The sequence below is a fragment of the Hyphomicrobium sp. 99 genome, assembly GCF_000384335.2.
Taxonomy (GTDB): Bacteria; Pseudomonadota; Alphaproteobacteria; order Rhizobiales; family Hyphomicrobiaceae; genus Hyphomicrobium_B.
This window is the reverse complement of the sequence record NZ_KQ031382.1, coordinates 1,952,599-1,976,300: the sequence shown is the minus strand read 5'-3', so window position 1 is coordinate 1,976,300 and position 23,702 is coordinate 1,952,599. Positions and strand designations below refer to the sequence as shown.

Genomic DNA, 23,702 nt, shown 5'->3' with positions numbered 1-23,702 from the left:
CCACCCCGCGTCAACGGGGCAAGAACAGAAAGCTTCTAAAATCGCCATGCCGCAAGACAGCCACGAGTTGCCGCCCTTTTTCTCTGCGTACCATATTTCGGACCCGGAGACGTTCGCCTCGAACCTGCTCAAGGCTTTCGAACGTGGAAGCGAAGCCTTCGCTCAGCTTGCCGAGCGTCCTGACGCGAAAATGGGGCCTTACACGCCGGCGAGAGAGTTTTCGGCCGCCACCGAAACGGTCTCGGCGCTGGTGAGAAAATGGCTTTCCGATCCGGTCAAGCTTTCCGAAGCCCAGGCCGAGTTCGTCAGGCAGTTCGCGGCACTCTGGAACAACGTGCTCATCCGCATGATGGGCCTCGCCGTACCGCCGCTCATTCAACCTGCTCCCGGCGACAATCGCTTCAAGGATCCGGAGTGGGACAAGAACCCGTTCTTCGACTTCTGCAAACAGGCCTATCTCCTCGCCTGCAAATGGGCAGAGGACCAGTTGGCGGCGACGCCGGATCTCGAACCTTATGAGCGCCATCGGGCCGAGTTTTATCTGCGGCAGCTCACGAGCGCCTATTCGCCGTCGAACTTCCCCGCGACCAATCCCGAAGTGCTGCGGGAGACCATCGCGACGAATGCCCAGAACCTCCTCAACGGAGCGGACCTGCTGGCGGAAGACCTGAAGCGCTCGGGCGATCTGATGAAAATCAGCCAGACCGATCCGAACGCGTTCGAACTCGGCCGCAACCTCGCAACGACACCGGGCAAGATCGTATTTCAGAATGAGCTGCTGCAGCTCATTCAATATGCGCCAACGACCGAGCAGGTTCGTTTGCGGCCTTTGATCATGGTGCCGCCGTGGATCAATAAATATTACATCCTGGATCTCACGTCGTCGAAGAGCCTCATCAAGTACGTCGTGGACCAGGGCTTCACGGTGTTCGTCGTGTCGTGGGTCAATCCGGACGAGCGGCTCGCGGAGAAGACATTCGAGGACTACGTGCTCGAAGGTATTCTCGAGGCTGTGCGCGCGGTTCAAGAAGAGACCGGCGTCGAGCAGATCAACGCGCTCGGCTATTGCGTCGGTGGCACCGCTCTTGCGACGGGACTGGCGTATCTCGCACAGCGCGGCGAAGAGCCTTTCAAATGCTGCTCGCTGCTGACGACGCAGGTCGATTTCTCGCTTGCCGGCGATCTCCTGCTGTTCACCGACGACATGCAGCTTGATAGCCTAGACGCTCTCATGAACGAGCGCGGCTTCCTCGATGGCTCGCGCATGGCGAACGTCTTCAACATGATGCGGCCGCGCGACCTTATCTGGCCGTACGTGGTCAACAACTACCTGCTCGGCAAGAAGCCGTTTCCGTTCGACCTCCTCTACTGGAACCAGGATTCGACACGGATGGCGGCTGCCAACCACAAATATTATTTGCGCGAATTCTATAACGAAAACCGGCTCGCGAAAGGCGAGATGACGATTGGCGGCATCAAGCTCGACCTCAAGAAGGTGAAGCTGCCGATCTTCTCAGTTGCGACGCGCGAGGATCACATTGCGCCGGCCGCTTCCGTCTTCCGCGGAATTCAGATGTTCGGCGGCCCGGTGGAGTTCGTCCTTGCCGGGTCGGGCCATATCGCGGGCGTCGTCAACCCGCCGGAAAAGGTCAAATATCAGTACTGGACCGGCGGCAAGACGATGACGAGCGTCGGCAAGTGGGAAGCTTCCGCGACCGAGCATCCGGGGTCTTGGTGGCCGTATTGGATCGATTGGCTCTCGCAGCAGTCCGGCGGATGGGTTCCCGCTCGCGTGCCTGGAGCCAAACTCGGCGCGATCGAGGATGCGCCCGGGTCCTACGTCAAAGCGCGCTGACGGCCAGTAGTCGCACGCGCGTCGTCACGGGCCATTTGGCGGAAGCTCGTTTCAACGAGCTTCCGTGGATGGTCAGGCCAATTCGAACTCGCCTTCGTAGTCGACGGGCCAGAGCACCGTGAACTCTTCTGCATCGAGGTTGCGGAACGCGACTGCGTTGATATCGAGCTCGTCGGAGGCATCCTCGACGATCGGCTCGATCTTTTCCCAGACTTTCGCTGCGTTCTTGGCCAGCAGGATGAGATTGATGACGCCGTCGCCTGTCTCATGACCATCGACTTCGGCGGCGGTCGAGCCGCCCAGGACTTCGATCAGGCGATCCTCAAGTGCGATGACTCTCTCGAGAGTGTCGTCGTCGTCACCCTGGAACTGGAGGACAAGCTGATGGTTCATAATCCCTTCCCGGTCGCATTCTCAAACAGGGCAGAAGCCAGCTGCTTGTGAGACGCTTCATTCTAGATGCTTCTTTGATCGTCGCAGAAGCCGAAGCCGCACCCAGACTTCCCGAATGGCCAGATGTTGGCGAGAAGGCCTGATAGCTTCGACCCCATGCGAGGCTCGTCGCGCTTCTTATCTGCCCTTGAGGCCAAAGGTGAAGACGCAACGAGCATGTTTTGGACAATCTTTTGGTAGGGTGGAGGTTTCGCCACTCCAGAGGCAGCGACCCGACGGCACAGAAGCCCGGCGCGCTCTTTATCGCCATCGCGACATCGCGGCCGAAACCGGGTTTGGCCCCGGTCGGCTCTGCCGGGGCCAGGGAGCCTTGAGAAAGTCAGCTCGGGCAACTGACGTTGCAGCACGCCGCAACGGTCAGGCTTCGTTTTGCCGCCGTCCGCGCTTCGGCGCCCAGGCGCACGTCGCGTTTATCGGCCGCCGACGCGCAAGGCACGGCCGGCAGCCTCGTGATCCTTAGAGCTTGGCGAACTGCCCGGCGATGCCGCAGCTCCACTTCTGGATGACCCAGTTGGGGTGGTCGCCGATCCACTTAGCCATCTCGATCTGGCCATTGGACATGCATTGTTGGGCGGTGACCCGTTCGCCTTCGAAATTCAGGGTGACATCTCTGCAACGCGATGGTTGATCAACCATGCAGACGGCGAAGACAAGCTCAATCATAGGACCTCCAGGTGTAGGTCTGCCAACCGCTCGTTGAAGCGGTCCGTAAAGCCCTGGGCGGTTCCTCAAGTCTGCTTTTTGTTCATTCGCAGGAAGAATGGGCAAAGTATGAAGGAAATAATGCGTTGCACAAGAACACGGCTGTCGCAGCCAACGCCCATTTTTGCGTCATGGGAAATTTTCCCGCGGAATGTTGCAGATAGAGCCCGCATCAAGGCGCAAAACGTATCGCATGCGCCACACTTCCGCCTTGTCAGCATAGGTATCGCATTCGATAAGCATGCGCGAAGGCAACAATTGATTCGATTTTTGTTGAAACGACCAACACCGAACTTGTGCAAGGCGGGGGGTCGGAGCGATGTGACCGGGGTGAGTCGCGGGGCAGACTTTGTAAGGCGGCAGATCGGCATATGATTAATCACGGGGCTGAGGCAGCCCAAAGTGCAGCGTTCGAGAGCGTAAGCACATCTCCCACACCGACAGTCGGCTGGTTCGTTCGGCGCTCCGCGCTGTGGATTGGCATCATCACCGTCGCCATCGTGTTCGCCTGCACGCTTTATGCGCTGGCGAGCCAAGTTGGGGCGAATGACATCCAAGTGCATAAGGCTGCGGAACCTACGCTCAAAGTTTGAGGCATCCCGAGTTTTATCTACCCATCGAAGAGGGTTTCGGACGCTGCCCGCAACTCGACCGCGGCGCAGTGCGGCTTGCTGTTGCCGGATCCTGCGAGCTTCATCGCGCGTTCAGAAGCGGCTTGGCATAAGAAAAACCAGCTCGCTCACGAGATCGTTGTGCTCGAAAAATTACGGTGGTTCATCATGCGCTCGTTTTTCCGACTTTTGAAATAACTCAATTTTTCCGAAGCAATTCGATAAATTTGCCTGCGGTTTACTGTTGATGCTGCGTAGTTATCACCGATACCTTGAATTTGGGCCGGTCATACTTCAATCATCTTCGGTCGGTTCGAGCCCGAGGGACGCGTCGGAATGACGGAGCAGCAAAAGAAGTTTCCAGAGTTCTACGTGACTGCTCCACAGCCCTGCCCGTACTTGCCGGGCCGGCTCGAGCGTAAACTGTTCACGCATCTCACTCATGACAAGCCACCGGAACTCGTCGATCGTCTTCTCACGACTGGATTTCGGCGCAGCCAAAATATCGCCTACGTGCCTTACTGCGAAGGCTGCCAAGCCTGCGTGTCGGTGCGCGTGCTCGTCAACGAATTTGAACCCGACCGCTCCATGCGCCGGAGCTGGAACCGTAACTCATCGCTCATCGCGCAGCGTACGGCTCCGACGCCGACGATGGAGCAATTCAAGCTCTTCCGCGCCTACATCGATGCCCGCCACAGCGATGGCGGAATGGCGGATATGACGATCCTCGACTATCGGATGATGGTCGAAGACACGGTGATCGAAACCTTTCTCACCGAGTACCGGCAGAAACCCGCGAATGCCACGGATCTCGATTTCGACTCCTGGCCGCTAAAGGCCGTCGCGCTTTGCGACCGGCTCACCGACGGCATCTCGATGGTCTACAGCTTTTACGATCCCGCGGACGCCGACGCCGGTCTCGGCACCTACATGATCCTCGAACACATCGCGTTCGCGCGGCGCATCGGGCTGCCGCATGTCTATCTCGGCTATTGGATCGAGGGCTCGCGGAAGATGGCCTACAAGACGCGTTTCAAACCGCAAGAGCGCCTTGGGCCTGACCGATGGGAACGTGTTTCCGGCCGCGACCAAGAGTAAAATCGCGAGTCTTATTTTTCGAGTTCGGCATCGAGCTTCTCGAACATGTAAGACCACTTGGCCGACTGCGTATCGACAAGCATCTTCATGCGTGCACGAAGCTCGAGCAGCAGCGCGCAATCAGGCGCGGCAGCGGCCGCGCCTTCCTGCCCCATCGACGCGATCGCCGATAACAGTTCGTCCGCCTTCTGATCGTAGACGGCCGTTTTATCGTCTTTCACGAAAGGCTTCGCCTGCGCGATGAACTCGTCATGCGACCAGTGGCGCTTTTCTTTCAATTCGCGCAGCTTTTCCTGAAATACGGGGCGGTTCTGGTTGTTCAAGTCGCGCAAGCTTCCGGAGGCCGCCTCGACGACGGACTCGAAATCTTCCTTGCTGCACGTGGTCTGGGTTTCTTCTGCCCGAAGACCGGGACAGAACGAAACAATCGCAAGACCTATTCCGGCGGCGATGGCCGCTCGTCCCCTGAACCCACACATAGCTGGCAGTCGTAGCTTTGCTCAGGCTTCGCGACAAGCGCCGGCGATCAACACACCGAATTAAAAGCGCGGCCCGAATGAATTGGAGCGTGGGAAACCCTTCGGCGCCACCTTGCCCGCCTGGGCGCGCTCGCCGACCCACTCCTTCAATTCACTCCACGACAGAGTGAATTCGCGGCCTGCACTGTCGAGCCACGTCAGGCCGGCAGACTTTTTGAAGACGCGAATGTCGGACAGCGCACCGTCCTTGAAGCGCTGAAGAATGACGCCTTTACCGCGCGTCATCTCGTTAACCTCGTCGAGCTTGAAGACCAGCAGCTTGCGGTTTTCGCCGATCGTCGCGACGCAATCGCCGTCGACGGGAACGCAGACGCGCGCCTCCTCAGGCTCCGAGACGTTGAGGATCTGCTTGCCCTTTCGGGTTGAGGCGATGACCTCCTCCTCGGGCACGATAAATCCGTAGCCGCCGGTCGAGGCGACGAGCAGCTTCCGCGCCGGCTCGTGGACGAAGACTTCCGCGACGTCGTGATTTTCCTCAAGATCGATCATCAGGCGCAGCGGCTCGCCGTGGCCGCGGCCGCCCGGAAGCGCTCCGGCCTCGAGAGTGAAGAACCGGCCGTTCGTTGCAAAGAGGACGAGCTTATCCGTCGTGAATGCCTTGATGGCGCGCTTCAGCTCGTCGCCCTGCTTGAACTCGAGCTTCGACAGGTCGTCCTGGTGGCCCTTCAGTGCGCGGACCCAACCCTTCTCCGACAGGATAACCGTGACCGGTTCCTTCTCGACGAGCGCGGCGGCGAGATCGAGTTCGACCTCCGGCGCGTCGTCGAAGGTGGAACGGCGCTTACCGAGCGCGGTTTTCTTCGAATATTTCTCGCGCGTTTCCTTGACCTCGGAGGCGACGTGCTCCCACTGCAATTCTTCCGATTTCAGAAGCTGCTTCAGCTCGCGGCGCTCTTTCGAAAGTTTGTCGTGCTCGGCGCGGATCTCGACTTCCTCGAGCTTCGACAATGACCGCAGCCGCAGGTTCAGGATGGCTTCGGCCTGGACTTCGCTGAGGCTGAATTTCGAGATCAGCTTGGCCTTCGGATCGTCCTCATGGCGGACGATGCGTATCACCTCGTCGATGTTGAGGTAGGCGATCAAATAGCCGGCAAGAACTTCGAGACGATGCTCGATCTTCTGCAAACGATGCCTCGAGCGGCGAACGAGAACGTCGATGCGATGCTCGAGCCACTGCCAGAGCACGTCGCGCAGATTGAGAACGTTCGGGATCTGGCCGTTCGACAGCACGTTCATGTTGAGGCTGACGCGGACATCGAGCTCGGTCAGCCGGAACAGACTTTCCATCATCAGAACGGGATCAACCGTGCGGCTCTTCGGTTCCAGCACGAGACGAATTTCTTCCGCGCTTTCGTCACGCACGTCGCCGAGAAGCGGCAGCTTCTTCTCGCTCATCAGATCGGCGATTTTCTCGACGAGCTTCGCCTTCTGCACACCGTAGGGAATTTCGGTGACGACGATCTGGTAACCGCCGCGCGTGGTTTCTTCCTTCGTCCATCGCGCCCTGACGCGGAAGCCGCCTCGGCCGGTCTTGTAGGCTTCGAGGATCTGCTCTCGCGGCTCGACGATGACGCCGCCCGTTGGGAAATCGGGGCCCGGAATCATTTCGACGAGCTTCTCGATCGTCGCGTTCGGGTGCTTGATCAGATGCAAGAGCGCTGCGCACAGTTCGTCGACGTTATGCGGCGGGATGCTTGTCGCCATGCCGACGGCAATGCCGGTGGCGCCGTTGGCAAGCAGGTTCGGGAACGCAGCTGGCAGCACGACCGGTTCGTCGACGCGGCCATCGTAGTTCGGGCGAAAATCGACCGTGTCCTCGTCGATCCCTTCGAGGATCAGCGCGGCCGTCTCGGTCATGCGCGCTTCGGTGTATCGCCCGGCCGCCGGGTTATCGCCGTCGATGTTGCCGAAGTTTCCCTGACCGTCGACAAGCGGATAGCGTACGGCGAAATCCTGCGCGAGGCGCGCCAGTGCGTCGTAAATCGCCATATCGCCGTGCGGATGGTAGTTACCCATCACGTCGCCGACGATCTTGGCGCACTTGATGTAGCCACCCTCGGGATTGAGCCGCAGTTCGCGCATCGCATAGAGGATGCGGCGATGGACAGGCTTCATGCCATCGCGCACATCGGGGAGCGCGCGATGCATGATCGTCGACAGAGCATAAGCCAGATAACGCTCTTCAAGAGCGGTCCGGAGTTCGACAGGCTCAATCGGGCCGTCGCCCGGCAGAATCGGTTTTGTGGTCATGGCGCATCCCTACAGTGCCTCCGGTGCGCTCTCAAGCCTGAGCGACCTTGCGTCCTACGGGTGACGTCCAGCGCCGCGCCATTTGGGCGCAAGTTGGCGTGCCGCAGGTGCCGGCAGGCCACTCTTCCACAAAGAGGATTTGGCTCCCGCCGGGACGGGTGGCGCCAGGGCATCTGGACGGCTAGATCATCAACACAATCAAGCTCAGCGGGACGTATTCAAGTAATGGCTGCCCTCGTGCCTGACCTGCCGCAGGTTGAACAGCACATCGTCGAAATCACGAATAAGGCGCGGCAAGACCAGAGGCTCGCGCCTTTGAAGGTCAACGCGATACTGGCGAGAGCGGCGCGGGCTTACGCCGAACGCGTGGCGCGCAGCGGTACATTTTCTCATAACGCGGACGGGCGGACGCCTGCCCAACGCGCGGAAAGCGCCGGCTATAAACATTGCGACATCGCTGAAAATCTCGCGATGGATCAAAACAGCCAGGGCTTCGACACCGGCGCTCTTGCACTTCAAGCCATCGCGGGATGGATGAACTCGCCTCCGCATCGCGCCAACATGATGCGGGCCTCGGTCACGGAGATCGGCGTGGGTGTCGCCCGTGCACCCAGCCCAAAGCCGAAGTTCATTTCCGTCGAGCTTTTGGGCCGTCCCGCGACTGAAATCTATTCCTTCAAGGTGATGAACCTATCGAACGCCGGCGTCAGCTATTCCTTCCAGGGTCGGACCCGGGAGCTGCAACCGGGCACGTCCGCCGTTTTGACGGCCTGCTCGCCGGGCGAGCTGGTGATGTCGAAACTGGACGGTTTCCTTTCGACCACGACGGAAATTGCTCGGACTCGCGCTGAAAACAAAAAGGTTTATGCGCTGAAGTCGACCGCAACCGGCGGGACGACGTTAGAGGTCTCAGTGCACGGGCAGAACCCGTAATCCTAGCTTTGTGGAACGATCCCATAGGCCGAAGCGTTTTACTGGGCTCTATCAAATGGAATCGGAGACACCATGGAAGCGCGCCACCTCCTGATATACGCAGGCCTGAGCGCTGTCGCCGTGATTGCCGTCGTTGGCGGCGTCGCCGCTTATCAGCGCTCACAATCCGAGGTGCTGGTCGACATACCGGCCGTACGCATCGAAACCAATAAGGCTACAGGCGAGACGACAGTCGATGCGCCGTTTGCTCATGTCGAAAAAGACGAGCACGGTACCCGCGTCGACGCCCCTGGCGTCAAGATCGAGGCGCCATCGAAATAGCCTCCGCTGAATGCCCGCCACAAAAGCCGCCCGTCCACGATGGGCGGCTTTTCTTTTGGCTTATCCGATCGTCCTCAAGATACCGCCTTCAACGCGTAACGCTGCGCCGTTCGTTGCTGAGGCTTCATTGGAAGCGGCGTACACGACCATGTTTGCGACCTCTTCGACGGTCGCGAAACGGCGGAGAAGCGAAGTCGGCCGGTGTGTCTGTACGAACGTTTCGGCCATATCGTCGGGCGTCTTGCCGTTTGCTACCGCCATGGCCTTCAAGAATTCTTCAACGCCTTCGGATCGCGTCGGGCCGGGCAATACCGAGTTGACGGTTACGTTTGTTCCGGCCGTCAGCTGCGCGAGCCCCTGTGTCAGCGAGAGTTGCGCGGTTTTGGTGAGGCCGTAGTGGATCATTTCTTTTGGAATATTCACCGCCGATTCCGACGAGATGAAAATGATGCGTCCCCAATTGCGTTCGAGCATGCCGGGCATGTAAGCGCGCGAAAGGCGCACTCCAGACATCACATTCGTCTCGAAAAAACGCGTCCATTCGGCATCGGAGATTTCGAAGAAGGGCTTCGGCTCGAAAATCCCGGCATTGTTGATCAGGATGTCTGCGGATGGAACTGCCTTGACGAGAGCCGCACAGCCTTCGGCAGTCGAAACGTCAGCGGCGACCCCAGACACGGCCGCTGCGTTGACGCTGCCGTGGACGGCGGCGACGCCTTTATCGACCGTTTCCTTCTTGCGGCCGTTTATGACAACTTTCGCGCCCGCATGCGCCAAACCTTTTGCGATCGCGAGGCCGATGCCCACCGTCGAACCGGTAACAACAGCCGTCTTGTTGGTGAGATCTAGTTTCATGGGACCAATCCAGTTGGCTCTGTTCGCTTGTCGCCGAAGCTAAATCGATTTCAGGGCTATTTGTATTCATTGGAGCAACATACATCGCGGGTAGCGCGATGATACGTTAACTTCGTATACACGAGGTACATGTGGATTTCGGCGTCGGGCGTCCCACTTGTCCGAGGTGCCTGCTCTGCGGCGGAGATCGAATGGCAATCGAGATTGAACGAAAATACATTGTACGCGATGACGCCTGGCGGCGATCGGAGATCGGTTCCGCGCCCATCGAGCAGGGTTATTTCGCGCGGACGCCGCTCGTGAAAGCGCGTGTGCGCATTTTCGGAGACAACGCATACATCACGTTGAAGAGCGCGAATGCGACGGGTGCGCTGTCGCGCCAGGAATTCGAATACAAGATCCCGAAGTCGGATGCCGCCGAGATGATACGGCAGTTCAGCGTCGAAACTCCGATCAGGAAGGTTCGCTACGACGTTCCTTTCGAGGGCAACATCTGGACCGTCGACGTTTTCGAGGGGGCGAATGCGGGCTTGGTTCTCGCCGAGATCGAACTCGAGAGCGCTGATCAAGCGATCACGCTTCCGCCTTGGGTTGGCGACGAGGTGACCAACGACCCGCGCTACGAAAACTCGAGCCTCGCTCGCTCACCGTTCACGACCTGGAGCAAGGACGGCGAGACGTCGAAAGGCGCGTGAACTCAACCGCCAGACGCTGCGTGCCGATACGCACTCGGCGACTCTCCCGTCCATCTGCGAAATGCGCGGGTAAAATGAGCGGGGTCGGAATATCCGAGCTGTATTGCAATGTCGGTGACAGGCACCGTACTCCCCCGCAGCAGCCTTTTCGCGTGGCGTAAGAGGAGTTCATCGACCAGATCGGCGAATGACGTTCCGTGTTGGCTCAAGCGGCGTTGCAGCGATCGAGGCGTGGTCCCGAGCTTGGCAGCGACCCAGTCGATGCGAGGATAACCCTCGTGTAAAGCAAGCTCGATCACTGCGGCCGTGGTGGAGAGAACGTCGCTTTGGCGCGGAACGGGAGGTTCGCAGCTTTCCGTGACCTCAGCGGGCGCCAATACGCCCGAGAATATCGTATTCCCGAGAAGCGAGGCACTGAACTCAATCGCCGGCACTGCATGACCGTGTGATATGTTTGCCCCGAAAATGTCTTCGAGCGGCGCGCGGGGCGATCCGGACGGAAGGGCCGTCCTTACGACGTCCGGCGTCCACCGTCGCCCAGCGTAGACGCGGACGATGTCCATCGCGTATCCCAATGCGAGAAACTCGTTATGGTGACGCCCCTCGGTCTCCGGTTCGATGAATTCTATCGACCAGCGCACGCGCGATCCGTTTAACGAGACGGTCAAGACGGTCGATGTCTGCAACATCGCGTTGAGGCCCACATGGGCGCGCTTCATCGCGTCGCCGAGCGTGCCTGCCTTACATACCCAAGCACCGAAGGCACTCAGGTCTTCGCTCTTCACAGCTTGGCCGAGCCGGGCGCCGAAATATGGGTCGCCCGTCTCGCGAGCCGCCCTCTCGAGCAGGCGAAACTGCTCGCGAAGAGGAACGATCAATTCCCGTTGTTCAAGAATTGCGTAAGGCAGATCGACCTTGCGAAGGACCCGTTCGATCGAGCCACCCTGGTCCTTCATGAACGTGCTTATGGGACCAAGAGAACTCGCTCTGGTAACGCCGGAAAGACGAGGTGCCATATCTGTCGCCGTGCCCAAAGATTCGTTCGAAACTGGCGCAAAATGGCAAGCGGTAGAACGGCCTTCAAGTCACGATGGCGTTATGGAACAGGACCATCGATGCGTGCGCATATCGAAAACGGAAACGGGGAGTAGCAACCATGAACATCCTGCACGCAACGCCTGCGGCAGCAGTTCCCTTCGATGAGCTCATCAAGTGGTACACGCTCGAAGGATTTCCGCACCTCGCGTACCATATCTGCGCTGTCGATGAGGAAAAGCGCATCGTCGATATCCTGTTCAAGTTCGACGCCAATTCGCAGATCGCGTTGCACCGGCACAAAGCGGATTACATCACGCTGACGCTCAGCGGAGAGCTGCGCATTTACCGCCCCAACGGAGAGTTGAAGGAAGTTCGGCCGACCGGCGCCTACGTTTCCGGAACCGCCGATGGCGAGCCGCATCGCGAAGGTGGCGGCGACCAGGATGTGATTGCCTTCTTCAGCAATCGCAACGTCGGAGATCTCGTTTATGAGATCCTCGATGACAACCTCAATACCGTCGCAACGCTCGGCATGGCGGAGTTCAAGGCCCTCCACTCCGCGCAAGGCGGCTAGTGCCACCCGTTGTAGGGATCGTAATCGTCGTCATCTCGAGGAACTGCGTCGCGGGCAACCGTTCGCGGCGGTGACGTGGTTTTTTCGGTTCGAGCGCGCGATGTGGACGACTTCGCGTTCGACGCAATCTTGTTGCCGAGCGAGCGTACGACGGTAACCTCGGTTCCGGGGCGCACGAGCGTCGCAAGATGCAAGACGTTCTCGTTCAGCATGCGGAAGCAGCCCGAGGATTCCGCCTTACCGATCGATTTCGGATCGTTCGTGCCGTGAATGCGGTAGAGCGTATTGCCGAGATAGATGGCTTTTGCGCCCAATGGATTGCGGATACCGCCGAGCATTCGGACGGGGAGCTCTGGCTTTCTCTGCCGCATGTCAGCCGGCGGATACCAGTCCGGCCAATCGGCAATGCGCGAAACCTTTTCCTTGCCCGTCCACGTGAACCCCTGGCGGCCGACCCCTATCGAATAGGCATAGGCCGAGGTTGAACTCAGCACGTAATAGAGTTTGCGGGCGCTGGTATCGATTACGATCGAGCCCGGCGCGTAAGGTCCGCTGAACGCCACCTGCGGAGGCGCAACCGGCCTGATGTTCGGCTTATCGCCGCCGTTGGTCCCAGGCGTCTTGCTGAGGCGAGCTTCGTCGTCAGCAGATGGGGCCGCATCCCAGGCGCCGTAGTCATCGCGTGCACCGTAACGCGGGTAATTATCCCGGGGCGCGTTGACGTAGCCGCGATCGATGGGCCGGGCATCGCGATAACGTGGACCAACGCGATCATCGTCGTCGCCATAGTCGGGACCGCCATTGTATCGCGGATCGTATCTTCTCGGATCATCATCGCGATAATCGGAGCGATTGTCGACGCGGGGTCCTTCGCGGTTATCGAAGTAGCGATTGGTCGAGTAACGGTCGTCCCGCGGATCGGCATAGGGATCATCGTCGCCAGGAAAGACTTGTACGGGCGGCCGCCGCGGACCGTCCCAAGGATCCCATTGCTGCGCGAAGGCGTGGCTCGAAGCGCCGGCCATCGCCGACACTGCAGTGATTACTAATAGAATGGCTTTCATAGAACCCCGCGCACCCATCACTTATTCGTTTCCGGCCAACACTAAGGAAGCCTGTCCGGTTCCATGGCTGGAGCTTCTCGCGGGATGTGGTCATTGGCGTGGCAAACCGATGGCAGCGTGTGCGCACCGGATTACAAATCGCGTTACGAAACTCGAAGTTCTAAAAGATGTTAGGTGAGCGGATGCAGGAGAATTCGCGCTGATCAATACGCGTTCCTGGCTGCCTTATTTGTCGGTTCTTTGCGGCTCAACGGGAGGTTCGCGCGAGCACGTCCAACAACTCGGCCACCTTGCGGCGCTGATCGGCTGTGTCGCCGCTCGCGATCGCATGCTCGACGCAATGGGCGACGTGATCGCGCAGAACTTCTTCCTCAACGCGCCGAAGCGCTGCGCGAACGGCGGAAATCTGCGTCACGACATCGATGCAATAGCGGCCCTCCTCCACCATCTTTGCAAGGCCGCGAACTTGGCCCTCGATGCGGTTGAGGCGCTTGAGACAGGCGGCTTTTGTATCTTTCTCCATGACTTGACGTATACCCTATGGGGGTATATCTGTCAAATGCGTCAATGAACTCCGGCGACCGCTGCCCGAGTTCAGCAGGAGAATTGCATCATGGCCGCCGACGAGCCGAGAACAAGATCTGAGCCGAGCATTCCTGCGAAGAGCTGCTGTTCGCACAATCATGCTGCGCACAAACACACGAGCGACGTGAAAGACCCGGTATGCGGGATGAACGTCGATCCGAGCACGGCGAAGCACAGCGCCGATTACGACGGTAAGACCTATTACTTCTGCTGCGCGGGATGCCGAACCAAGTTCGTCGCCGACCCCGTCAAATTCCTGAAGCCCGAAACCGCAAAGGCCGAGCCGGTTCCCGCAGGCACTATCTACACATGCCCGATGCATCCCGAAATCCGGCAGGTCGGCCCAGGCTCGTGCCCGATCTGCGGTATGGCGCTCGAGCCTGAGCTCGTCACCGCTGAAGCAGAACCCAATGCCGAGCTTCAGGACATGACGCGGCGGCTGTGGATCGGGGCGGCACTTGCCATTCCCGTTTTCATCCTCGAGATGGGCAGCCATCTTTTCAATCTGCATCACATCATCAGTCCGACTGTATCGAACTGGGTGCAGTTCGCGCTGGCGACGCCTGTCGTCCTCTGGGCGGGATTTCCGTTCTTCGAGCGCGGCTGGAAATCGCTCGAGACGCGGAACCTCAACATGTTCACGTTGATTGCGCTCGGGACCGGTGTCGCGTGGATCTATAGCGTTGTCGCGACGCTGTTCCCCGGTATTTTTCCGGAGTCGCTTCGAGGAATGCACGGTGCCGTTCCGGTTTACTTCGAGTCTGCCGCCGTCATCACTGTGCTCGTCCTCTTCGGACAGGTCTTGGAGCTTCGGGCGCGCGAGCAAACGAGCGGCGCCATTCGTGCGCTTCTCAATCTGGCTCCGAAGACGGCGCGACTTCTCAAGCCCGATGGCTCGGACGAAGAGGTTCAGATCGACGAGATCATTGCCGGCGACCGCCTGCGCGTTCGCCCCGGCGAGCGCATTGCCGTCGACGGCAGCGTCGTCGATGGCAAAAGCAATGTCGATGAATCGATGGTGACGGGCGAGCCGCTGCCCGTTTCGAAGAGCGTTGGAGCAAAAGTCATCGGCGGCACGATCAACGGATCAGGCGCGCTCATCGTTCGAGCCGAAAAGGTTGGCCGCGATACGATGCTCGCGCGCATCGTACAGATGGTCGCCGAAGCCCAGCGCAGCCGTGCACCCATTCAGCGCCTCGCCGACCAAGTTGCTGGATGGTTCGTGCCGCTCGTCATCGCGGTTGCGGTACTTGCGTTCGCCGCCTGGATGACGTTCGGCCCCGAGCCGCGTTTCTCCTACGCGCTCGTCGCGGCTGTCTCCGTGCTCATTATCGCCTGTCCGTGTGCGCTTGGTCTCGCGACGCCGATGTCGATCATGGTGGGCGTCGGCCGTGGCGCGCAGTCCGGCGTGCTGATCAAGAATGCCGAAGCGCTCGAACGCATGGAGAAAATCGATACGCTCGTCGTCGACAAGACCGGCACGCTGACAGAAGGCAAGCCGAAGGTGACGGCGATCCGCACGGCGTCGTCGATCAGCGAAACCGATCTTCTGAGGCTCGCGGCCAGTCTCGAGCAGGCGAGCGAGCATCCGCTCGGTGCGGCCATCGTCATGGCGGCGCGGGAGCGCAACATCGCATTGTCGGATGTTCGCGATTTCGCTTCTCCCTCGGGCAAGGGCGTGTCCGGTGTCATCGACAATCGCAAAGTCGTCATCGGCAACCGAACGATCTTCGACGAGGCTGGTATCGATACGTCGGCTCTTGGCTTAGATGCTGAAAAGCTTCGCGGCGACGGCGCGACGGCTGTCTACGTCGCTATTGATGGCAAAGCCGCTGGCATCATTGCGGTTGCCGATCCGATCAAGGCGACGACGCTATCAGCGGTCCGGAAGCTCAAGGCAGACGGCGTGCGCGTCATCATGCTCACGGGTGACAACGTGACAACGGCCAAAGCTGTTGCCGCCAAGCTCGGCATCGACGACGTGAAGGCCGACGTGCTGCCCGAGGAAAAAGCCAATTTCGTCGCTGAACTCAGGCGCAAGGGTCGCGCGGTGGCGATGGCTGGAGACGGCGTCAACGATGCGCCGGCGCTTGCGGCGGCCGACGTCGGCATTGCGATGGGAACCGGCACGGACGTTGCCATCGAAAGCGCCGGCATTACGCTGGTCAAAGGCGACCTGGAAGGGATCGCGCGAGCGCGGCAACTCTCGGAAGCGACGATGTCGAACATCCGGCAGAACCTGTTCTTCGCGTTCGTCTATAACGCGGCGGGCGTGCCGATTGCTGCGGGCATTCTGTACCCGGTCTTCGGATTGCTTCTCTCTCCGATCATCGCAGCCGCGGCGATGGCGCTGTCGTCCGTGAGCGTGATTGCGAATGCGCTTCGGCTTCGCCACACCAACATCGGTTAGTTGCGATGTTTCGTTGCGATTTGCGCCAAGGGACGCGTGCGTTCAGTGCATTGCCTCCTTGATCACCTCGAACGATCGCACTTCATAGGCAGGCTGGAGATTTTTCAAAAAGTCGAGTGAAGGCTCTTCGATTTCGGGCTGCCTCCAGCGGAGATCGAACGTCAGAAGAGTCCGTTTGGGTTGTGCGACGTGGCTGAAGCCCAGCAATCGGGCATGGACGCCCGAGCCGCGTAAAAGCTCGACCATGTCTGGAAACGGGGGGCCTTCTGCAGCCGACGCAACGACGAGCTGCCCCCGCTGGTCACGGGGGATGCGGACATCGATCCGACGGAGCACTGTTAGCGTCAGAACAATCAAAGCCGTCCCAGCGCAGCCGAGCACCAGCTGGCCACCGCCAAAGCAGATGCCGATGACACTCACCGCCCAGATCGTCGCCGCGGTCGTGACGCCCGACACCAAATTCGCGCGTTTCAAAATGACGCCGCCGCCGATGAAGCCCACGCCCGTGAGAATGCCGAGGGGCAGACGCATCACGTCCATGGTCGTGAACATGTCCTGCGTCTTGCCTGTGAGACCGAGCAAGATATTGGATTGGGTCATTGCGATGCAGGCGGCAAGGCCGACCAGGACTGTGGTGCGCAGCCCCGCGCTGTGACTGGCGCTCTCCCTGTTCAGACCAACCAAGATGCACGCCGCCAGCGTCAGTACGAGACGCAGCCCCACATCGAGCGCGGTCGGGTGTAAGTGCATTTCCATTCTGGAGTTTCTCCGTTCTTGAACTGGTCAGCGCACAAGATTCCGTAATGCGACGGAAGACTGATCATTTAACCGGCGGCCGGAAAACTGTTAACTCCATCGCAACGGGAAGTTCTGCACTGCCTTGCTGTCTGCACCGTCGGCATCTTACCATCGCCGTGAAGCGCCGAAGGGCCGGCAAGCATCCATGCAACAACGGACCTATTGTCTGGGCTAATGCCATGACACGTCATCGCCTGCTGTTTCTCGGACTGCTCATCTGGGCTCTCGCGATGATCGTGCCGGATTTCGCGCGCGTGGTTCGTCCGCTCGGTTCGTTCGGTTTTTATGCCGACAGCGACGGCTTCATCTATGACGTTGCGGGACCCTTCGAGAGCGAGGCTCAGTCGCCTGCCTGGAAGGCCGGCGTGCGCGCAGGAGATCACCTCGACTTCTCGCGCATGCGCTGCGTACCCTACGATGCGTATGTTTGCGCGAGCACGATAGCGGCGGTCGGTGGCAACGAATATGTGCTGCCTGGACGGCAGACAACCATCAACCTCCTACCGACGGAGACGCAGGGCGCTCGGGACCTGACGCTGATTGCCGAGCCGCGTCCGACGAACTGGTTTGCGCGTCTGGTTTTGATCCTCGATCAGATCGCGGGCATCGCCGTTATCCTTGCGGCCGGCTGGCTGGTCTGGACGCGACCAAGTCGAATGACTTGGGGCTTTTTCCTCTATGTGATCTGGTTCAATCCAGGGCAAGCGTACGAGTTTTATGCGCAGTTGCAGCGCTGGCCGCTGGTGCTTCTAGCGCAGAACGCGCTTGGCAGCATTTCACAGGCGGCGGGATATGCGGGCTTGCTCGTGTTCGTGATGCGGGCTCCGACCGGCGAAATTCAGCCGCACTGGGTGCGTTTTGAGAAGGCCATTCTCGCGCTTACCCCGGTCGTTGCGGTCGTGCTGATGGCGGCCTACGGCAGCTCTTTCGGTTTTCATACCGAGTTGCTGATGAGAGCAACGATCCTCTTCGGAATTATCGTGAGCGTTGCGGCCGTCGCCATTCTGCTGAAGAGACGCCGCTCGCTATCGCCGAAAGACAATCAGCGTCTTCGGTGGGTGATGTGGGGATGCCTGATCGGACTGCCCGCATTCGTCATCGCGGATCTCAACGAGTACACGACGCTTCTGACCAGTTGGAGCGGGCTCGCGATGCCCGAAGACGTCGTCGGGCTTATCTATCTGGTCAATGGCATTTTGTGCCTTTTCGTCGTCGAAGCCATACGCCGCCAACGCGTCGTGAACGTCGCGATACCGCTGAGGCGCGTTACCGTGCTCGCGCTGATGACGAGCTTACCGGCGCTGCTTCTTCATCAGCAGGCCGAGCATCTGCACGAACTCGTCGAGCTTCCGAGCTGGTCGTGGCTTGTCATCGGCGCCTTCGTTCTCTTTGCGATAGGGCGGCTGCATGAATGGTCCGTCGAGGTCGCCGACAGCTATTTCAATCGCGGGCTCGACAAGACAGAACAAGAAATCGCAGGTGCAATATTGCGGGCGAGGACGGCCGGCGAGATCGATCGCCTTCTCTCGGATGGGGTCGCCAGAGCCTTGAAGCTTTCGTCGGCGGCAACATTCCGAGAGACGGAGAGCGGGTTTCATCGCTTTGACGTCAGCGCGGGCTGGGACGATAAGGCGGTGCGCGATCTCAGCCTTGGTGCGGGCGAGATGGAAAATCTGCGGAAGGGCGAGATGAGCAGCCTCGACGCGGAGGCGGTCAAGGACGCCGGCTTCCCGGCGGGGCTCGATTTGCCGATCCTAGCGGTTCCTGCTGCGAACCGGGTCAACTCGTATGCCGTCGCCCTTTACGGCCCCCACGAGGCGGGCACCGCTATCGACTCAAACGAGCGGGAAATGCTGGTCAAGCTTGGCCAACATGCGGCAGATGCGTATGCGCGCGCCGAGAATGAGAAGCTTCGTAAGACGATCGCCGAACTCAGGTCGCAACCCGATTTCCGCCACGGCATTGCTTGACAAGCAAAAGGCCGCGAGTACGCATGCGTACTCGCGGCCTTATGTGACCTAGATCAAAAAAGCGATAAAAGCTGCCGGCAAGGCCTTCGGCCTTACCAACCGCGCAATGTCACTTAAGCGTTCTGAATGACGCTAACGGCAATCTTGCCCGAGCGACGATCGGTTTCGGTTTCGAAAGCGACCTTCTGGCCCTGCGAAAGGCCGCGCATGCCAGCGCGCTCAAGAGCGGTCGCGTGCACGAAGACGTCGTTCCCGCCCTGGTCCGGCGCAATGAAGCCGAAGCCCTTCTGATCGTTATAGAATTTCACGGTACCCGTGATCATAGAATGTTCCTTTTAAGGCTCTGATGTTTGAGATTGACCCATGCGTCAATACGAGCGCATGTGCCGACCTCAGTTCGATTTTGGAAAGACGTCTGTGCGCTTGGCTGCGCCAGAGGCGGAGTGCCTCGCAATATCCGGCCAAAGTTCGATGAACCGTCGATAGCACGCATGAAGCTAGATGGATACCGCTAAGTTTTTGGCCACTGATCAACTTTTTACCTCTGACCCGGAAAAGGGTTCCAAAGCGCCCGCTTCCGGAACGAACCATACAGCCTAATTGTCTATGTGAGGGTTGATGGTGCGGGCGACCGCGCGACGCCCTCCACCGCCTCGGATCGGCCGGAAAATGGCCATTTGGCGCGAACATCGGTACAACGGCCAAATTGCGAGGATGCATGCAAGTCGGATTCATCGGATTAGGCCAAATGGGGTCAGCCATCGCAGGCAACCTGCTCAAGGCCGGACACGATGTCACCGTCTATAATCGTACACGCGCCAAAGCCGAGGCTCTGGCATCCAAAGGGGCCAAAATCGCCGAGACGCCCGGCGACGCCTGCAAGGGCGAAGCCGTATTTTCGATGCTCGCGGAAGACAAGGCCGTCGAAGCGGTCGTCTACGGGAATGGCGGCATCCTCGCGACGTTGAAAAAGGGCGCTGTCCATATTTCGTCGAGCACGATCAGCGTCGCGCTTTCGAAAAGGTTGGCCGAAGACCACGGCAAAAGAGGGCAGCGCTACGTTGCCGCCCCCGTGTTCGGCCGCCCGGATGCGGCGGCGGCCCGAAAACTCTTCGTCGTCGCCGCCGGCAAAAGCGATGCCGTCAAAACGGTCTCTCCTCTCTTGGACGCAGTGGGGCAAAAGACTTTCACGATTTCCGAACAGCCGGAGGCCGCAAACATCGTCAAACTCAGCGGCAATTTTCTCATCGCGGCCGTGATTGAATCACTTGGCGAGGCGATGGCGCTCGTCGGCAAAGCGGGCGTCGATAAGCACCAGTATCTCGAAATCCTGACGTCGACGCTCTTTGGCGCCCCCGTCTACAAGACCTACGGTACGCTGATCGCGGATGGTAAGTTCGAGCCAGCGGGTTTTGCCGCTCCGCTCGGATTGAAGGATGTCGGGCTGGCTCTCGCTGCGGGTCAGGACTTGCGTGTGCCCCTGCCGCTCGCCAGTCTGCTGCGCGACCGCTTTTTGACGTTGCTTGCAAATGGTGGCGACCATCTCGATTGGTCAGCCGTCGGATCACTGGCTGCAAAGGACGCGGGCGAAGCGTAATTTCACTTGCAAGGACGCACGCAAACTCGGAGGCTTTGAACCGGCCGAGTTCAACGCCGGTCCATTACTGTTTTTTCATTTTGGTCTTCGGCACATCGGATGTGTCGGTGTGATTTCTGAATGTCGATTTTTCTGATGTTGCGATGCTGTCATGAGCAGATCGATCACAATTGCCAAAGCGGGGCTTCCGCCAGGTCCCAAAGGCACTCTGATCGGGGGTAATATTTCCCAGATCGGACCGCGGCGGGTCGACTTCTTTCTCGATCTCGCACGGACTTACGGGTCCATCGCGAGTTTTCGCGTGGGCGGATGGCATCTGTTTCTCGTCAGCGATCCAGAACTGATCCAGCAGGTGCTCGTTACCGATGCGCGACACTACGTGAAACATTTCGGCGCGCGCGTTTTCAAACCGATCCTCGGCAACGGGCTGGTGACGAGCGAGGGCGATTTCTGGCTCAGCCAGCGGCGCTTGATGCAACCGTCGTTCCTGAAGTCGCTCGTGTTGTCCTACGCGCCTATCATGGCCGAGTTGACGACGGCGATGCTTTCGAAATGGGCGCCCGGCAAGGCCGTCGATCTCGAATTCGAATTCAGCGGACTCACAAGCGCCATCGCGCTCAAGACGCTTTTCGGCCTCGATGATCACGGCGAGCGCGAGAAGGTCGATCAAAGCTTGATGGAGGCTATCGATGCTCTGACGGCGCGGCTCGACAAAACTTTCAGCCTGCCGCTCTGGGTCCCGACGCCCACCAATATCAGGCTGCGCCGCGCCATCGCGAACGTCAAAGCTCTCGTTGACGGCTTTATTGCGCGGAAGCGGTCTCGTCCGCTCGCCAACGATCTCTTATCGACGATGATCATGGCGCAGCGCGAGGACGGAACGCGGATGAGCGACCAGCAGCTTCGCGATGAAGCCATGACGCTCTATCTCGCCGGTTATGAGACGACGGCGTTGACGCTCACCTGGACCTGGTACCTCCTCTCGCAACACGCGGAAGCCGAGCGCAAACTTGTCGACGAGTGGGCCCGCGTCCTCGGCGGGAGAATTCCAAATGCGGATGACCTCGCCGCGCTTCCATACACGTCCGCCGTCATCCACGAGGCGATGCGGCTTTATCCGCCCGTCTACGCAATTGGCCGGGAAGCGACGACCGATCTCGAGCTCGGAGGATACCGCGTCAAACGTGGTTACACGATCCTGATGAGCCAATGGGTCAGCCACCGCGATCCGAAATACTTTCCCGATCCCGAGAGGTTCTGGCCCGAGCGTTGGCTCGATGGATTGGCGGGGCGATTGCCGAAGTTTGCCTATTACCCGTTTGGCGGCGGGCAACGGCTTTGCATCGGCAGCCACTTCGCGATGATGGAGGCTACAATCGTACTCGCCGCCGTTGGGCAAAAATACAAATTCACTCTCGCGCCTGATGCCGTAATCGATATCAAGCCTCAGATTACGATGCCGCCCAAATACGGCATGCCGGCGACGCTCGAACTTCGTTGATGGTTTCACGCAACTTTCGTCGATTACAGCGCGTCGATACAGTCTCGGCGTCCGCAAAAAATTGGGGTTTTCAGGATGAGCGAAAAGGTCGTCGCGATCACAGGGGGTGCTCAGGGCATCGGACGCGCCATCGGCTATGCGTTCGCTAAAGCGGGTTATGCCGTTTCGCTCGCCGATCCGGTCGAGGATGCTGGCGAAGAAGCGGCGGCGCACATACGAAAACTTGGCTCGCTTTGCCTTTACGAACGCGCCGACACATCGCAGGAAGCCGACGTGAAGCGGTGGATTACGAGAACCTCCAAAGACATCGGCTGTCCCCGCGTGCTCGTCAACAATGCGGGCATTATGGCCAACAAACCCTTCCTTGAGCTTCCCATAGAAGAGTTCGATCGCGTTCAAGCGGTCAACGTCCGCGGCGCGGTGATGTGCTCGCAGGCCGTCGCGCGGGAAATGGTGAAGCACAAGCTCGGCGGCGCGATCATCAATATCGCATCGACACGCGGCTTCATGTCGGAAGCCAATACGGAAGCCTACACTGCGTCGAAGGGCGCGATCTTGGCGCTGACCCACGGCATGGCCATCAGCCTCGGCTCGTATGGCGTTCGTGTCAATTCGGTGAGCCCGGGCTGGATCGAGACGGCCGATTGGCAGTTTTCTGGACGGGCGAAAGAGCCTCATCATTCGAAGGCCGACAACGAGCAACATCCGGTTGGCCGCGTCGGCGTACCGGATGATATCGCCAAGGCTTGCCTGTTTCTTGCGGAAAGCGCGGATTTTATGACCGGCCAAAACATCACGATCGATGGCGGCATGACGGTGAAGATGATCTACGCGTGAGTCGGAACGCCCAAAATAGTACCTCAATCTCCGCCTATATGATTTATGACGCACACGGATGAGGGCGAGGCACGTGATGAATGCGACCATCGAGAACGTCTCTGACACGGCTTTCTGGGTTGCGCACTACCGGAGCGTCGAGACGACGCGGGACGACGCGCTTTTTCGCGATCCGCTTGCCGGGGTTCTCGCTGGCGATCGCGGAAAGTCGATTGCGGAAGCCATGCCTCGGGGCTTCATGACATCCTGGGTCATCGCGATCCGAACGCGCATTATCGACGATTTCATTCGCACAGCCGTCGACCAGGGAGTGGACACCGTTCTCAACCTTGGCGCGGGGCTCGATACGCGGCCCTACCGCATGGATCTGCCCTCCTCTCTCGTCTGGATCGAAGCCGACTATCCGCACGTCATTGCGTATAAGGAAGAGCGTCTTGCGGGAGAGACGCCGCGTTTCCAGCTCACGCGCATCAAATGCGATCTGGCCGATGTGGGTGAGCGGCGGCAGCTTTTTGCCACCACGAATGCGCACGCCAAGAAATTGCTCGTGCTCACCGAAGGCGTCGTTCCGTATTTGAACGCGGAAGAAGTTGCAGCGCTCGCCGACGATCTGCGCGTTCTCGATCACGCAGTGGGCTGGCTTGTCGATTTCTATACGCCGGAACTCATCAAGACACGCGAACGAATGATGGGCAACCGGTTGAAGAATGCACCGTTCCGGTTTCGGCCCGATGACTGGTTCGGATTTTTTGAGGAACATGGCTGGCGCACCGCGGAGATCCGTTATCTCGGCGAGGAAGCGGATCGCCTCGGCAGGCCCGTTGAAATGCCGCTGCCGGTAAAATTGATCGTTATGCTGCGGACGATGTTTATGTCGAAGGCGCGCCGCGAGCGATTTCAAAAAGCCGCCGGCTACGCGATGCTCGTGCCATCGGCCAAGTAGGACACCTCGCATATGACAAAGCCCCGACGCTGCTGCGCCGGGGCTCGCACGGTTCCATCGGAAAACCGCTTCC

The 23,702-nt window shown here is 59.5% G+C and carries 23 protein-coding genes; 13 read left to right on the top strand and 10 right to left on the bottom strand.

Going from position 1 to position 23,702, the window contains the following annotated elements:
- The first annotated feature begins 46 nt into the window (after positions 1-46).
- Entirely contained in the window at positions 47-1,855 is a 1,809-nt protein-coding gene (locus G359_RS09515; RefSeq protein WP_045835937.1) for a PHA/PHB synthase family protein, read from the top strand.
- 72 nt (positions 1,856-1,927) lie between these two features.
- Here the strand turns inward: G359_RS09515 and G359_RS09510 are convergent, their stop codons facing one another.
- Together G359_RS09510 and G359_RS09505 are read right to left on the bottom strand one after the other, a co-directional pair.
- Positions 1,928-2,248: a hypothetical protein gene (locus G359_RS09510; RefSeq protein WP_045835936.1), complete on the bottom strand. Its 321-nt coding sequence runs from the start codon at positions 2,246-2,248 to the stop codon at positions 1,928-1,930.
- Between the two features lie 516 nt (positions 2,249-2,764).
- On the bottom strand, positions 2,765-2,971 hold the full coding sequence (locus G359_RS09505; RefSeq protein WP_045835935.1) for a hypothetical protein: 207 nt from the start codon (positions 2,969-2,971) through the stop codon (positions 2,765-2,767).
- A gap of 410 nt (positions 2,972-3,381) precedes the next feature.
- On the opposite strand from G359_RS09505, the gene G359_RS09500 reads away from it, so the two are divergent.
- Both G359_RS09500 and G359_RS09495 read left to right on the top strand, forming a co-directional pair.
- Complete coding sequence (locus tag G359_RS09500; RefSeq protein WP_045835934.1) at positions 3,382-3,603, top strand: hypothetical protein; 222 nt, start codon at positions 3,382-3,384, stop codon at positions 3,601-3,603.
- Between the two features lie 354 nt (positions 3,604-3,957).
- Positions 3,958-4,719 carry an arginyltransferase gene (locus tag G359_RS09495; protein WP_045835933.1) on the top strand — a complete coding sequence of 254 codons (762 nt, stop codon included), beginning with the start codon at positions 3,958-3,960 and terminating at the stop codon, positions 4,717-4,719.
- 11 nt (positions 4,720-4,730) lie between these two features.
- On the opposite strand, the gene G359_RS09490 is transcribed toward G359_RS09495, so the two are convergent.
- Positions 4,731-5,198 (bottom strand): hypothetical protein, encoded by a 468-nt coding sequence (locus G359_RS09490; RefSeq protein WP_197077556.1) that lies wholly within the window; start codon positions 5,196-5,198, stop codon positions 4,731-4,733.
- A gap of 60 nt (positions 5,199-5,258) precedes the next feature.
- The gene (parC, locus tag G359_RS09485) at positions 5,259-7,508 is read right to left on the bottom strand and encodes a DNA topoisomerase IV subunit A (protein WP_045835932.1); all 2,250 of its coding nucleotides are present in this window, start codon (positions 7,506-7,508) and stop codon (positions 5,259-5,261) included.
- A gap of 225 nt (positions 7,509-7,733) precedes the next feature.
- On the opposite strand from parC, the gene G359_RS09480 reads away from it, so the two are divergent.
- On the top strand, positions 7,734-8,441 hold the full coding sequence (locus tag G359_RS09480) for a CAP domain-containing protein (RefSeq protein ID WP_045835931.1): 708 nt from the start codon (positions 7,734-7,736) through the stop codon (positions 8,439-8,441).
- 72 nt (positions 8,442-8,513) lie between these two features.
- Positions 8,514-8,762 carry a hypothetical protein gene (locus tag G359_RS09475; RefSeq protein WP_045835930.1) on the top strand — a complete coding sequence of 83 codons (249 nt, stop codon included), beginning with the start codon at positions 8,514-8,516 and terminating at the stop codon, positions 8,760-8,762.
- A 60-nt stretch (positions 8,763-8,822) separates the two neighbouring features.
- Here the strand turns inward: G359_RS09475 and G359_RS09470 are convergent, their stop codons facing one another.
- Positions 8,823-9,617: an SDR family NAD(P)-dependent oxidoreductase gene (locus G359_RS09470; RefSeq protein ID WP_045835929.1), complete on the bottom strand. Its 795-nt coding sequence runs from the start codon at positions 9,615-9,617 to the stop codon at positions 8,823-8,825.
- A gap of 191 nt (positions 9,618-9,808) precedes the next feature.
- Between G359_RS09470 and G359_RS09465 the strand changes: the two genes are divergently transcribed.
- A complete protein-coding gene (locus G359_RS09465; protein WP_045835928.1) occupies positions 9,809-10,312 on the top strand; it encodes a CYTH domain-containing protein in 504 nt (167 codons plus the stop codon).
- Positions 10,313-10,314: 2 nt separating this feature from the next.
- Here the strand turns inward: G359_RS09465 and G359_RS09460 are convergent, their stop codons facing one another.
- The gene (locus G359_RS09460) at positions 10,315-11,268 is read right to left on the bottom strand and encodes a helix-turn-helix transcriptional regulator (RefSeq protein WP_052699279.1); all 954 of its coding nucleotides are present in this window, start codon (positions 11,266-11,268) and stop codon (positions 10,315-10,317) included.
- A gap of 200 nt (positions 11,269-11,468) precedes the next feature.
- Here G359_RS09460 and G359_RS09455 point away from each other — a divergent pair, with 200 nt between their 5' ends.
- Entirely contained in the window at positions 11,469-11,924 is a 456-nt protein-coding gene (locus G359_RS09455) for a hypothetical protein (protein WP_045835927.1), read from the top strand.
- Here G359_RS09455 and G359_RS09450 read toward each other — a convergent pair.
- Positions 11,921-12,988, bottom strand: a complete 1,068-nt coding sequence (locus G359_RS09450; RefSeq protein ID WP_045835926.1) for a L,D-transpeptidase — start codon at positions 12,986-12,988, stop codon at positions 11,921-11,923. The genes G359_RS09455 and G359_RS09450 overlap by 4 nt on opposite strands.
- Positions 12,989-13,235: 247 nt before the next feature.
- Positions 13,236-13,511 carry a metal-sensitive transcriptional regulator gene (locus tag G359_RS09445; RefSeq protein WP_045835925.1) on the bottom strand — a complete coding sequence of 92 codons (276 nt, stop codon included), beginning with the start codon at positions 13,509-13,511 and terminating at the stop codon, positions 13,236-13,238.
- A 90-nt stretch (positions 13,512-13,601) separates the two neighbouring features.
- On the opposite strand from G359_RS09445, the gene G359_RS09440 reads away from it, so the two are divergent.
- Complete coding sequence (locus tag G359_RS09440; protein ID WP_045835924.1) at positions 13,602-15,983, top strand: heavy metal translocating P-type ATPase; 2,382 nt, start codon at positions 13,602-13,604, stop codon at positions 15,981-15,983.
- 42 nt (positions 15,984-16,025) lie between these two features.
- On the opposite strand, the gene G359_RS09435 is transcribed toward G359_RS09440, so the two are convergent.
- Positions 16,026-16,739 carry an MgtC/SapB family protein gene (locus tag G359_RS09435; RefSeq protein ID WP_045835923.1) on the bottom strand — a complete coding sequence of 238 codons (714 nt, stop codon included), beginning with the start codon at positions 16,737-16,739 and terminating at the stop codon, positions 16,026-16,028.
- Positions 16,740-16,960: 221 nt separating this feature from the next.
- On the opposite strand from G359_RS09435, the gene G359_RS09430 reads away from it, so the two are divergent.
- Positions 16,961-18,751 (top strand): hypothetical protein, encoded by a 1,791-nt coding sequence (locus G359_RS09430; RefSeq protein WP_045835922.1) that lies wholly within the window; start codon positions 16,961-16,963, stop codon positions 18,749-18,751.
- A gap of 113 nt (positions 18,752-18,864) precedes the next feature.
- Here G359_RS09430 and G359_RS09425 read toward each other — a convergent pair whose 3' ends face one another.
- Positions 18,865-19,074 (bottom strand): cold-shock protein, encoded by a 210-nt coding sequence (locus G359_RS09425; RefSeq protein WP_045835921.1) that lies wholly within the window; start codon positions 19,072-19,074, stop codon positions 18,865-18,867.
- A 395-nt stretch (positions 19,075-19,469) separates the two neighbouring features.
- Here G359_RS09425 and G359_RS09420 point away from each other — a divergent pair, with 395 nt between their 5' ends.
- The 4 genes from G359_RS09420 to G359_RS09405 all read left to right on the top strand — a co-directional run bounded on the left by G359_RS09420 (position 19,470) and on the right by G359_RS09405 (position 23,629).
- Entirely contained in the window at positions 19,470-20,348 is an 879-nt protein-coding gene (locus G359_RS09420; protein WP_045835920.1) for an NAD(P)-dependent oxidoreductase, read from the top strand.
- A gap of 151 nt (positions 20,349-20,499) precedes the next feature.
- Positions 20,500-21,849, top strand: coding sequence for a cytochrome P450 (locus G359_RS09415; RefSeq protein ID WP_045835919.1), 1,350 nt, complete (start codon positions 20,500-20,502; stop codon positions 21,847-21,849).
- Between the two features lie 75 nt (positions 21,850-21,924).
- A complete protein-coding gene (locus G359_RS09410; RefSeq protein ID WP_045835918.1) occupies positions 21,925-22,686 on the top strand; it encodes an SDR family oxidoreductase in 762 nt (253 codons plus the stop codon).
- Between the two features lie 76 nt (positions 22,687-22,762).
- Entirely contained in the window at positions 22,763-23,629 is an 867-nt protein-coding gene (locus G359_RS09405; protein WP_245279973.1) for a class I SAM-dependent methyltransferase, read from the top strand.
- Positions 23,630-23,702: the final 73 nt, after the last annotated feature.